This is a genomic window from Consotaella salsifontis (assembly GCF_900167365.1).
GTDB lineage: Bacteria > Pseudomonadota > Alphaproteobacteria > Rhizobiales > Rhizobiaceae > Consotaella > Consotaella salsifontis.
Genome location: NZ_FUXL01000001.1, coordinates 216,026 through 228,374 on the forward strand (window position 1 = coordinate 216,026; position 12,349 = coordinate 228,374).

Genomic DNA, 12,349 nt, shown 5'->3' on the forward strand with positions numbered 1-12,349 from the left:
AAAAAATGGAGACGAGCATGGCCTACAAGATCGACAACGAAACCTGCACCTCGTGCGGCGACTGCGAAGAGAACTGCCCGAACGGCGCGATCTCGCACAAGGGCACGGTCTACAAGATCAACCCCGCGAAGTGCACCGAATGTGAGGGCGAGCATGACGAGCCGCAGTGCGGCGAAATCTGCCCGTCGGGCTCGTGCATTCCGGCCGCCGCGTAAGGGGGACGGATCAACCTCGCTTGCCCGGCCCGGGTTTTGACCCAGCGGCCGGGAGGCGTGGGGGAGGCGGCCGAACGGTGCGTGTGGCGCTCTCCGGCCGATAAGAAGGCACCAGCGGCTTCCGATAGCTCCCGCTTCTCTGCGGGAACAGGGGCCTCGCTGGCGATCCTGACGAGCCGATCCGCCCTGGAGGCGAGTGGAGAGGAGAAACTCGATGGGTTGTTGTTCGCTACGTGATTTCAAAGGCGGCATCGGTGTCGTCGTTCTGGCGTCCGGCGCCATGGATGCGCTCGCCGTCGACGAGCCATTCCTCGCGACCACGGAGGAAACGCCCATCGGTTTCACGCTTCGCTGTCTGGAAGAGGCGGGCTTACGGCGTGTGGAAATCGTCGTCGACCGGCAGGGGCGCCGGATGGAGCTGTCCCGTGATCCCAGCGACCGCGGCACCATCTTCGCGCTCACGGGCGGTGAGGCGGCGCGCGGCGGGATCGCTTTGCTTTCCCCTCTGCTCGACGGTTGTCTCGTGCTGCCGGCTGAGCTTCCCCTTCTGCGCCCCGGCACCATCGACAGGGTGCTGCGTGCCGCTTTCGAGACGGCGGCCCCCGTCGTCTATCCCACCTTCCAGGGAGACAGGGGATTCCCGGTCTATCTCGACCGGACCCTCTTTGCCGAAATCGTCGACGAGCCGGCGCCCGAGGCGCTTGCCGCCGTCCTCGCCCGTCATGAGGGAGAAGCGCGCGAAATCGCGGTCTTCGATCATGGCTGCGTCGAGGCTGCTGGCGTGGAGATGACAGACTGGACGGAGAAGCTCGCCAGCCACCACGCTCCTGACGACGCGGAGTGCGAAGCGATGATGGCGGTCGTGGCCATGGATGAGCCGGTGTGCCGTCATTGCCAAGCCGTGGCCGAGCTCGCGACCTGGCTCGCCGAGCAGCTCAACGAGAAGGGCCATGGCCTCGACGTCGGGCTTGTCCGCTCGGCAGCGCTTGTTCACGACATCGGCAAGGGCCACTCGCACCACGCCGAAGTGGGATCGGGGATGCTGCGTGTCTTCGGCTTCCCGAAAGTCGCCGACCTGGTGGCCGATCACCATCTGGGCGCTGCCTTCGACGGCAAGACCATCGATGAAAGAGCGGTGCTCTTTCTGGCTGAGAAGCTGGTTCAGGGAGAACGAAGAGTTTCCCTGGCCGAACGGTTCGCACCGGCCTTTACGAGGTTCGGCAGCGATCCCGAAGCCGTACGCGAGATCAGCGCGCGGCTGGCCACTGCCGAGACCATGCTCCACGCCGTGGAGTCAGAAATCGACATGACGCCTTTCGAACCTCTTTCCATCAGGGCTCCCGAGGGTGCCGTGATGGGAGATTTCTAGCAACGACCGAGGGCTCCGTTCGCCCCATTCGAGGCGAAAGGCGAAACATCGCCACGGCACCACAAACATCTGGAGATCCAAGAATGGATACCATCAACTTCGTAGCGTCGGACGACGGGAAGGCGAAGTATCCGGGCAAGCCGGAAGTGATTAACGGCAACGGCGCGGTTGCCTACGTGATGGGGCAGGTCTGCGGCGGTGTCATCGGCTATCCCATCACGCCGTCGACGGAAATCAGCGAGACGTTCGAGGCCTATCGCGCCGCGGGCGGCGTCAACGTCTTCGGCAAGCATCCGTTCTTCTATGAGCCGGAGGGCGAGCATTCGGCGCAGAGCGGCGCGCTTGGCGCTGCGCTGACCGGTGGCAAGTACGTCTCCAACGCCTCGTCCAGCCAGGGCATCCTCTACGGCCTCGAGTCCCACTACGTGACGGTCGGCAAGAAGGTCGGCGGCTTCGTTCTGCAGGTGGCGGCTCGCGTCGTCTCCAAGCACTCGCTGAACGTCATGGCCGGGCACGACGACGTTTATGCCCTGCTTCCCTCGGGCTATACGATCATGTTCGGCTCGAACCCGGAGGAGGCGGCGGACCTTGCCGCGATCTCCTATCGCACGGCGGCGCTGTCTCTGATCCCCGTCGCCAACTGCATGGACGGTTTCGCCACCAGCCACATGATGAGCGAGGCTCGCCTGCCTGAGCCCGCGCTGCTGAAGCAGTATCTCGGCGATCCCCAGAGCCGCATCAAGGCGCCGACCGTTGCTCAGGAGATCCTCTTCGGCGCCAAGGGGCGCGTCACGCAGCTGCGTCATTGGCTGATGCGCCATCGCACCGAGATCGGTGAAGCGGCGCGCGCCCAACTCGAAACCTATCTCAAGGACCATGCGGAAGCGGTGGAGACCGACAGCGCGGGCGCACTGCTGACGGCGACGCTGCCGAACGTGCCGGAATCCCTGCGCGGCCAATGGCGCCGCCAGTGGCTGAACGCCTGGGAGAAGGGCACCCGCCAGCTGGTTCCGGCACTCGTCGACGTCGACAATCCCGGCCTCACCGGCGGCGTGCAGAACCAGCCGGACTTCCAGTCCGGCGCGGTCGACCATCTCTCGCACTTCGCGGCCGATGTTCCGGCCCTGGCGCGTCAGGCGATGGCCGAATATTCGGCGCTCACCGGGCGTAGCTATACGCCGCTCAAGGCCTATCGTTGCGAGGACGCCGAGACCGTCATGGTCGGCCTCGGTTCCGTCACCGAGGACGTCGAGGCGGTGGTGGATCACCTGCGCAAGCAGGGCCGCAAGGTCGGCTCGATCTCCGTCAAGCTGCTTCAGCCGTTCCCGGAGGCTGAGCTGATTGAGGCTCTCGCCGGCAAGCGCGCCGTCACCATCCTGGAGCGCTCCGACGTCACGGCGCTGACCTCCTTCGTCACTGCCGCGCTCTTCAAGGCCCGCGCCAACGCCGACGGTGTGCGCCATCCGGGCATCAAGCCGATCGACGCGCTGCCGAAGCTCACCACCGCGATCTTCGGCCTTGGCGGCCATGACCTCCAGTCCCGGCACCTCATCGCCGGCTTCGATAACATGGACCGTGAGGCGAGCTCGCCCTTCGTCTATCTCGGCTCGCAGTTCTTCTTCAAGAATCCGAGCCCGGCGATGGCGGAGATCCAGGCCAGGCTGAAGGCGGCCTATCCGCAAACCGAGCTGATGGCGCTGGAGGCTGGCAGCAACCCGGCGCTTCTGCCCGAGGATGCCTTCCGCATCCGCTTCCACTCCGTCGGCGGTTACGGCACCATCGCCACCGGCAAGCTCCTGACGGACATTCTCGCGGGCGTTCTCGGCCTCTATTCCAAGGCCGCCCCGAAATACGGCTCGGAGAAGAGCGGTGCGCCGACCAACTACTACATCACGCTGAGCCCCGAGCCGGTGAAGATCACCAACGCGGAGATCGAGGACGTCGAGATCGTCATCTCGCCGGACCACAAGGTCTTCTCGCACACCGACCCGCTCAAGGGACTGGTGGAGGGCGGCACCTTCATTATGCAGTCGAACCTCTCGCCGATCGAGGTGTGGCGTTCGCTGCCGGCCCGCGCGCGCCAGACGATCCGGGATAAGAAGATCAAGTTCCGCATCATCGACGCGTTCGCCGTGGCGCGGCGTCATGCGCCTTCGGCCGAGCTCGAAACCCGCATGATGGGCATCGCCTTCATCGGCGCCCTGTGCGGCTCGGTCGAGCGCATCACGGCCGGCGCAGAGCAGTCGGCGATCCTCGAGAAGATCCGTCAGCAGATCAACAAGAAGTTCGGCGGCAAGGGCGATGCGGTCGTCGCCGGCAACATGGCCGTCATCCGCGAGGGCCTGGAAGCGACGCAGGTCGTTCCCTACGATGAGCCGGATTACCTCGCTGCGAGTGGCGGAACGCATCAGACGACCCACAAGGCCGGACAGTCGCTGGCGGCGCTGTGCCATGTCGATGCGCCGTTCTCGCCGACGGCCCTGTTCGACCCGGTCTACTATGACGAGACCATGCTGAAGGCCTTCAACGATGGCACGATCGGCGAATCGCCGGTGATGCCGGGCGCCGGCCTCTTCATGCCGCCGTCGAGCGGCGCCTCCAAGCAGAAGGGCCTGTTCCGGCGCACGGTTCCGCTCTTCGACGCGGAAAAGTGCACCGCCTGCCTGGAATGCACCTTGATCTGCCCCGATGCAGCCATGCCTTCGACGGTTCACGAGATCGGCGATCTGGTCTCGACCGCGGTGACCTATCTGCCGGAAGAGCGCCAGGCGGTGGTGGACCCGCATGTCGCGGCCATCGCCGAGGCGATCCGCGCGGACTACAAGGCCACACCGAAGGACAAGCCGTTCAACGTCGCCTTCGCGGCTGCTGCGGCGCCGATCGCCGAGCGCGATCCGTCTCTCGCCGCCGACCTTGAGAAGATGGAGAAGGTTCTCGCCAACTTCCCGGTCACGAAGTCCCGGCTGTTCTTCGATCAGGTCGAAAAGAAGTCGCCGGGCGAGGGCGGGTTGTTCTCGGTCGGCCTCGACCCCTCCAAGTGCAGCGGGTGCCTGGAATGCGTTTCGGTTTGCGGCGCCAACGCCCTGGTTCAGCAAGAGCAGGACGACGCTCTCCTCGAGACCCTGGAGGAGCGCTTCGAGTTCCTGATGAAGACGCCGAACACGGCCTCGCGCTTCACCGATCAGGTTTCGGGCCCCAACGCCAAGCGCCTGATCCTCGACCGCGACAACTACTACGCCACGACCGGCGGTCACGGCGCATGCCGGGGCTGCGGCGAGGCGACGGCGGTGCGGCTCGTGACCTCGGCGGGGCATGCCCTATCGAAGAAGCAGCGCAAGGCCGACGTCGTCGAGCTCGAGGATCTCCTCGGCCAGCTCGCCGACAAGCTGGCGAAGATCGGCTCCGATGAGGCTCGGCGAGGCCGCCTCGAAAGCGCCATGGCCGAGCTGGAGCGTGAGCTCTATCGGCTGGAGAGTGGCCCGACGGGCCAGGGTCCGGCCGCCTCGATCGTGGCGAACGCGACGGGCTGCTCCAGCGTCTATTCCTCGACCTTCCCCTTCACCCAATACCGGGACCCCTGGGTCAACAGCCTGTTCCAGGACACGCCGGCTTTGGCCAAGGGATTGTTCGAGGGCATGGCGGCGGGGGCCGTCGACACGGTGAAGGCGCGGCGCATCGCCGCTCTGGAACTGAGCGACGCCTATGATCCGGCCATTCACGACAAGCAGCTGAAGACGCTGGCTTGGGAAGACTTCACCGAAGAGGAGCTGGCGCGCCTGCCCAAGGTGTTCAGCATCGGCGGTGACGGCGCAACCTACGACATCGGCTTCGGCGCTCTTTCGCGGCTTCTGGCCACGAAGACCCCGATCAAGGTGCTGGTGCTGAACACCGGCGGCTACTCCAACACCGGTGGTCAGGCCTCGACCTCGAGCTTCACCGGCCAGGACGCGGACCTTGCGCGCTACGGTGCGGCCCATCCGGGCAAGACCGACTCGCGCAAGGAGCTCGGCATCATCGCCGCCTTCCACCCGAAGGTGATGGTGGTGCAGACGACGGCGGCGATGCAGGGTCACTTCCTGTCCAACGTCCTCACTGGTCTGTCGCGCACGTCCCATCCGGTGCTGTTCGACGTCTACGCTGGGTGCCAGGCGGAGAACGGTATCGCCGACGGCATCTCGGCAGAGCGCGGCAAGCTGGCGGTTCGCTGCCGCATGGCGCCGCTCTTCGTCCATGATCCGGAAGCCGGTCAGACCCTCGCCGAACGCTTCTCGCTGAAGGGCAACCCGGATGTCGATCAGGACTGGACGATGGAAGTCCTCGAATATGAGGACGAGAACGGTGAGACGCAGGAACTGGAATACCCGCTGACCCCGGCGCACTTCGCCATCGCCGAGGGACGCTTCAAGAAGCAGTTCCGCGCCAAGCCGATGGCCGACGACGTGGCGGGCGTGCCGGTGCATGAGTTCATCGACCTTTCGGCCGAGGAACAGGAAGGCAAGACGCCGTTCATCTGGCAGGTCAAGGGCCGCAAGCTCGTCCGCATCCCGGTCAGCGCGCCCATGGTCGAGCTGGTGAAGGAGCGGCGATACATCTGGCGCCTGCTTCGCTCGCTGGCGGGCGAGGAGCTCGATACCCTGGAGGAGAAGCATCGCCAGGAGGTCGACGCCCTCAAGCAGCAGTATGCGGCTTCTGCCGTGGCCGCTGAATAACCCTGACCAAAGGGACCAGAGGAAAGGGCGGCTGCCTCGCGCGGCCGCCCTTTTTGTTTGAGCGGAGCACCTTGCACGGTGTCTCGAAAGGCAAACAAAAACGCCCGGTTCGCAGGAGCCGGGCGCCGATCAGGTTGGACGAAACTCGAAGGAACGAGCCGAGGAGGGATCAGCCCTGAAGCCGCCTGGCCTCGCGAGCGAGGGTGGCGACGGCGCTCCGCAGCGCCGCGGCATCCGGTCCCGCGTGGGCGACGCTGCGCGAAGCCGTGGGAATGGCGCGGTCCGCCGCTGAGCCGAAAAGGCTCGCGATGTCGTCCAGGCTGGCACCCTGGGCACCGAGACCGGGCACGAGGAAGAGAGCCTTCGGCATCAGCGCGAGCGTGCGTTTCGCTTCCTCGCCGAGGGTCGCGCCCATCACGGCCGAGGCGGGGACTTCGCCTGGGAACGCATGGTTGACCTTCGCGATGCCGTCCGCGACGACGTCGGCGACCGGGCGGCCGCTGTGGTCGGCATTCTGCAGGCCGGCGCCTTCGGGATTGGAGGAGCGAACCACCACGAAGACCGTGCCGCCATTCGCAGCCGCCGTATCGAACAGCGGCCGGAGAGCCTCGACGCCGAGATAGGCATGCGCCGTGATGGCGTCGGCACGAAAGCCGCTGCCGGATGTTTCAAGCCAGGCGCGAGCATAGGCCGCTGTGCTGGTTCCAATATCGCCGCGCTTGACGTCGGCGATCACGAGGATGCCGCGCCGCCGCGCGTCTTCCATGACCTCGGCGAGCACCTCGAAGCCGGCGGGGCCGAAGGCCTCGAAGAAGGCGACCTGCGGCTTGACGACCGCGACGTGGCCCTCGCAGGCATCCAGCAGAGAGAGGCAGAACCGCCGCACGCCATCCGGCGTCTCATCCAGTCCCCAGGCCGCAAGGGTCGCAGGCGCAGGATCGAGCCCGACGCAAAGCGGGGAAAGATCCTTGGCAAGGCGCGACCAGCGCGCGTGAAAGGGTTCCTTGCTCGGCATGACGGCAGCTCCTTGGCGGGTGGGTGGCGCCCCATTTACCAGAGCCGGCCAGAGATGCGATAGGTTAGCCTTGCTCGATCGGCGATCAAACTCCTTGGGGCGCCGGGTGCCGAAGGCTCGGCGTTGGTGCCTTTTTCGGCTGGCCGCGTTCGTTGCCCGAATTTCGCCGACCGAATCCTCGAAGCCAGGGGCAACCCGCCCGTGACGCGCCGGTGCGTCGGAAATCGAATCGAATTTGGAGTTCATGAATGGCGAGAACGGGGCCCAAGCGCGACCTGCCGGTCGGCGAGGTTCGTCGCTATCTCGAGCCTGGGCCGATCGTCCTGATTTCTTCCCGGCTCCATGACAAGACCAACATCATGACGCTGGGTTGGCACACCATAATGGCCTTTTCGCCCTCTCTGGTCGGCCTGATGATCTCGTCGGGAAACCACAGCTTCGACCTGATTCGCACGAGCCGCGAATGCGTCATCAACCTGCCGACCACCGCTCTGACCGACGAGGCCATCGCCGTCGGCAACACATCGGGCATCGAGATCGACAAATTCGCTGAATTCGGCCTGACGGCGGAAGAGGGCGAGGAGGTCGGCGCGCCCATGATCGGCGAGTGCCACGCAAACTTCGAGTGCCGGCTCTACGACGATGCGCTCGTCAACCGGTACAACTTCTTCATCTTCGAGGTGGTGAAGGCGCATGTCGCCGAGAGCCCCAAGCATCCAAAGACGCTTCACTACACGGGTGACGGGGTCTTCATGGTGTCGGGGCGCGTCATCAGCCGCCGCTCGCAATTTCGACCAGACATGCTCGGATGATCGGGGCGTCTGTTCTGGGACAGAATGCGTCCTTGGCTCAATTTATGCCGTCCCTATGACAACGGCACGGGCGACAGATGCCGCCCGCGCCGCTTCTCGAATCGTGATTTTCGATTGGGATCAGGCGCCGTCGTTTCGCGCGACGCTGGCTCGGGCCTCGCCGAAGAAGAAGGGACGCATCCTGACGCCGAGGATGTTTCCAGCGAAGGCCGCGACAGCCCACAGCCAGCCATGCAGGCTGCCCGAGGCGATGCCGGAGAAATAGGCGCCAATATTGCAGCCATAGGCGATGCGGGCACCGTACCCCAGAAGGATGCCGCCGATAGCCGCGGCCAGGAGCGAGCGCGCGGGGATTCGGAAGTTCGGGGCGAAACGGCCGGCGAGGGAAGCGGCGAGCATCGCGCCGGCGATGATGCCGAAATCCATCACCGAGGTGACGTCGGCGAAGACGCTGCCCTGCAAGGCCGCCGCGTTGCCGGGCTTCTGCCAATAGCCCCATGCGCTGGGATCGACACCGACGAGCTGGACGGCCTTAGCGCCCCATAGGGCGAAGGCCGAGGTGATGCCCCAGGGGCGACCGGCGATCGCCAGCGTGGCGAAGTTGAGGACCGCCAGCGCCACCGCGCCGGCGAGCAGCGGCCAGGGGCCGCGAAGGTAGCGCTTCAGGCCATGGCGTGGCGCCTCAGGCGCGCTTTCGAGGGTGTTGTGGCGCCGCTTCTCGACGATCACGGTCAGCCCGGCGATCAACGCGAACAGGGCGAGCGAGACGGCGATGCCCGCAGGCGCGCCAAGCGAAACGAGGCTGTATGGCGCGAGCGAGGGCAGCGAAACCCACCAGTCGAAATGGATGGTGGCGAGCACGGAGCCGACGATGAAGAAGAACAGCGTCACCAGCATACGGGCATTGCCGCCGCCGGCGGTGAAGAGCGTGCCTGACGCGCACCCGCCGCCCAACTGCATGCCGAGGCCGAACATGAAGGCGCCGATGATCACGGAGGTGCCGAGCGGCGAAACCAGCCCCCTGACCTCGTGACCGAAGAGCATTCCCGATGCGAGGAAGGGGAAGAACAGCAGGACCGTGAGCGCGAGCAGCACCATCTGTGCCCTCAAGCCACGGCCACGGCCGTCGAGAATGAAAACGCGCCACGCCGATGTGAAGCCGAAAGACGCATGATAGAGGGCGATGCCAAGGCCGCCGCCCACCAGGAACAGCGCGCCCTTCGCCGGCCCGAAGGTCAGGACAAGCGCTATGCTTCCGAGAATAAGGACTGCGAGCGCAACGAAGCCCGAGGTTCCAAGCGGGGACGCCGGTAGACGAGTGGGAGAAGTGACGAGCGTCGACATGAGAGAGAAACTCCGTGAGATGCCGCACTATGATCGATCGCCAGCATTGGCGCGACGAAGGAAATTCTCTCTCAGTCACGAAATCCAGGTAGATCGTCGCCGATTCACGTTGTCCGGAAACAAATGTTCTTCGGATAGACGGTGGATGGCTCGGTTTCAGCCCTCGTTGCGCGCGGCGGCGCGGGCCTGTTCCCGCCGATGGGTCGCTGTCAGGAAGGCGGCATGGCTCCAGGCGAGATCCTTGGCCGAGGTTTGCCGGCCATCGGTCTGGTCGAATTGTTCCGATAGCTCGCCGGAAGGCGGGGTGAAGGCGCGTGCCGTTTTCAGGAATGCATCTCCGCGATGAAGGAACCGCTCGCTGACCTCGGGAGATGGTCGGACCACAGCACAGTCCGCAGCGACCAGGTCTTCTCCGAGGCAGCGAAGCAGGAACGGGCGGTTTGCGAGCGTGATCGGCAGGCGGGCGCCGAGACTGGTCGCAAGAGCCAGGGTGAAATGGAATTCGGCCGCTGCGAAGGTCGAGAAATAATAGGCGCCGCCGCTGAAATAGTGGTCGCCGGGGTAGCGGCCCATGGCGGGGGCGAGGGCGCCCGGACCCTCCTTGTTGATCGGATAGGCCATGGCGAAATGATCCTCCAACCTCAAGAAGGTCGCTTGAACAGAAGGATCGAGAACGCTGTGGCGGCCGTCGTCAAAATCTGAATGGAGCACGGCAAAGATCGTCGCCATGTCGAGGCACTTGCGCTCGTCCGTGCCCGAGGTGGGCAGGCGGCTGTGGTACCAGCCTTCGTCGCAGACATAGCGGGCGAGCTTATCCTCCAGCCGCTCCGCCGCCTCGTCACAGGCCGCGCTGCCCGGCTCGCCCAGCTTCGTGAACAGCACCGCCGCCACCTTGAGCGCGGCACACTGGAGCAGGTCCGTGTAATAGTGATCGCCGAGTTCTTCCTCCCAGATGTCATAGCTCGGTTCGTCGAGGTGGGAGCGGATCGCGTGAAGATCCTCCACGATGAGGTCGAGCGCCGTGGGGCGGATATCCGGTCCGATCCGATCCCACCATCGCGCGAGAGTCAAAGCGCGAGCTGCTGGGCCGTCTTTCTGCGGGCGGGCCCAGCGGGTGAAATCGAGCGTGCCATCGGCGTTGACCCGCGCCTCGCGCGAGACATCCTCTCCGTGCACCGCAGCCAGATCGGAAGGCGGGCGCAGATACTGCTGGAATTCGGGGGCCGTCGACGCCTCGCGGCTTGGAGCTTCCGCGCCGTTGAGGTGGCGAAGGTCATCATTGAAGCGGATGAAATCGGCGAAGAGAGCATTCGCTGAGGATATTTCCTCCGAAACGCGCAGCGCCTCCATGATGACGGCGGAATCGCGGAACCAGTGGAAGAAATAGTCGGGGTCGGGATCGTAATGAGCGGAGACGGGCGACGCGAGCACCGAGCCTCGCCGCGGCCGGATCGTAACGCCAAAGCCCTTGCGCTCATGCGTCAGGTCCTCGCGGGAGATCGCCCCGCGCAGCGCCGCCTCCGACACCGCTTTCTGGCGAGTGATCCAGTCCTCGATTCCGCCCTGTGCCCGATCCATCGCGGTCATGCCTCGCCGGCCCGCAGGTAAGGACTGTCGAAGCCCAGCCGGCGCAGACCGATACGCACGTCCGGGTCGCTCATGAAAAGGCGCCAGAGCAACCCGGTGCGGAAGTTCTCGATCATGCAGATGATCGGACCCTGGTCGATGGCCAGGAACGTGTCGGCCGTCCAGTCGCGGTTGTCGCAGAACGCATCGACAAAACCGTAGCGGCCGAAAATCCGCTCGCCCCGATCGCCGATGAAGTGGCGCAGTGCCGCCATCGCCTGATCCGGCGCATAAGGAAAGCTTGAAAGGGCTGCCGTCGGCGAAATCGAGCCGTTGTCGTTGTCGGGAGCATGAGCCGAGTAGCCGTCGGGATCGTCGCTCGCGGTCAGGCCCCAGCATGCCTCGCCATAGCCGCTGTGCCCGGCGGCATTATGCCGGCAATGCTCGTAATTGATCAGCGTATGGCTGACATTTTGCTTGAAATAGTCCGCATAACGGTCTGTCAAACCATGTGGATCGAGCCCGCAGAAGGAGTAATGGCTGAAGAACAACGGGCCGCCGCAGTTCATGCCGAGCGGCAGCTCGATGTCGTAATAGCGCCGCTCGTTGCGGAAGGCCGGCCCGCCGGCCCAGCCACGATGATAGACATCGGGATCGATGGCATAGGTCGGGGAGGACGCGGCCAGGACGTAGGTGATCAGGCACTCGTTCCAGCCGCGAATCTCATGATCCAGGCTCCAGCCGTTGTTCGGGCTCCAGTGCCAGGTGAGCACCTTGCGGCCGTCGCGGGTGTGCCAGTTCCACTCGACTTCCCGCCAAAGATTGGTGATGCGCCCGCGCACGGCCTGTTCTGCCGGGTCGGGGCCATCGAAATAGCGGCGCGCTATCAGCAGGCCCTGAAACAGCAGCGACGTCTCGACGAGATCGGCACCGTCATCCTTGCGGAAGAAGGGGATCGTCGCGCCCGTCCGCCCGTTCATGAAGTGCGGATAGACGCCGTGGTAGCAGGTCGCCCGTTCCAGGCAGGCCAGCATCGTGTCGAGCCTTGCCAGGGCGTCTGGCCGGCTGACCCAGCCACGCTCGACCGCCACGACCAGCGCCATGACGCCGAAGCCGGAACCGCCGATCGCCACGAGATCGTCGGAAGGGTCGGGATCGACGGAATTTCGGCAGCGATCGCGCGCCAATCCGCTGGTTGGCTGCGCGCCTTCCCAGAAGAAGCGGAACGTCTCGCGCTGGACGAACTCCAGAAGGTCCTGGTCGGGCAGGGTGGACAGGGCATGAAAGTCCGGCATCTCGAATCGCTTTCGTTGAGACCG

At 65.2% G+C, this 12,349-nt stretch carries 8 protein-coding genes; 4 read left to right on the plus strand and 4 right to left on the minus strand.

The features are described from left to right. Positions 1 to 17 precede the first annotated feature (17 nt). The 3 genes from B5D38_RS01025 (at position 18) to B5D38_RS01035 (ending at position 6,293) form a co-directional block, all read left to right on the plus strand. The gene (locus tag B5D38_RS01025; RefSeq protein WP_078706708.1) at positions 18 to 215 is read left to right on the plus strand and encodes a 4Fe-4S dicluster domain-containing protein; all 198 of its coding nucleotides are present in this window, start codon (positions 18 to 20) and stop codon (positions 213 to 215) included. A 214-nt stretch (positions 216 to 429) separates the two neighbouring features. Further along, positions 430 to 1,584, plus strand: a complete 1,155-nt coding sequence (locus B5D38_RS01030) for an HD domain-containing protein (RefSeq protein ID WP_078706510.1) — start codon at positions 430 to 432, stop codon at positions 1,582 to 1,584. Between the two features lie 83 nt (positions 1,585 to 1,667). Continuing rightward, positions 1,668 to 6,293, plus strand: a complete 4,626-nt coding sequence (locus B5D38_RS01035; protein ID WP_078706511.1) for a 2-oxoacid:acceptor oxidoreductase family protein — start codon at positions 1,668 to 1,670, stop codon at positions 6,291 to 6,293. 169 nt (positions 6,294 to 6,462) lie between these two features. Here the strand turns inward: B5D38_RS01035 and pyrF are convergent, their stop codons facing one another. Then, on the minus strand, positions 6,463 to 7,308 hold the full coding sequence (pyrF, locus tag B5D38_RS01040; RefSeq protein ID WP_078706512.1) for an orotidine-5'-phosphate decarboxylase: 846 nt from the start codon (positions 7,306 to 7,308) through the stop codon (positions 6,463 to 6,465). Between the two features lie 248 nt (positions 7,309 to 7,556). Here pyrF and B5D38_RS01045 point away from each other — a divergent pair, with 248 nt between their 5' ends. Beyond that, positions 7,557 to 8,120, plus strand: a complete 564-nt coding sequence (locus tag B5D38_RS01045) for a flavin reductase family protein (protein WP_078706513.1) — start codon at positions 7,557 to 7,559, stop codon at positions 8,118 to 8,120. 120 nt (positions 8,121 to 8,240) lie between these two features. Here the strand turns inward: B5D38_RS01045 and B5D38_RS01050 are convergent, their stop codons facing one another. The 3 genes from B5D38_RS01050 to B5D38_RS01060 form a co-directional block, all read right to left on the minus strand. After that, complete coding sequence (locus B5D38_RS01050) at positions 8,241 to 9,464, minus strand: YeeE/YedE family protein (RefSeq protein ID WP_078706514.1); 1,224 nt, start codon at positions 9,462 to 9,464, stop codon at positions 8,241 to 8,243. Between the two features lie 156 nt (positions 9,465 to 9,620). Continuing rightward, on the minus strand, positions 9,621 to 11,042 hold the full coding sequence (locus tag B5D38_RS01055) for a glycoside hydrolase family 15 protein (protein WP_165690747.1): 1,422 nt from the start codon (positions 11,040 to 11,042) through the stop codon (positions 9,621 to 9,623). Positions 11,043 to 11,047: 5 nt separating this feature from the next. Continuing rightward, positions 11,048 to 12,325: a glucoamylase family protein gene (locus B5D38_RS01060; protein WP_078706516.1), complete on the minus strand. Its 1,278-nt coding sequence runs from the start codon at positions 12,323 to 12,325 to the stop codon at positions 11,048 to 11,050. Positions 12,326 to 12,349 lie beyond the last annotated feature (24 nt).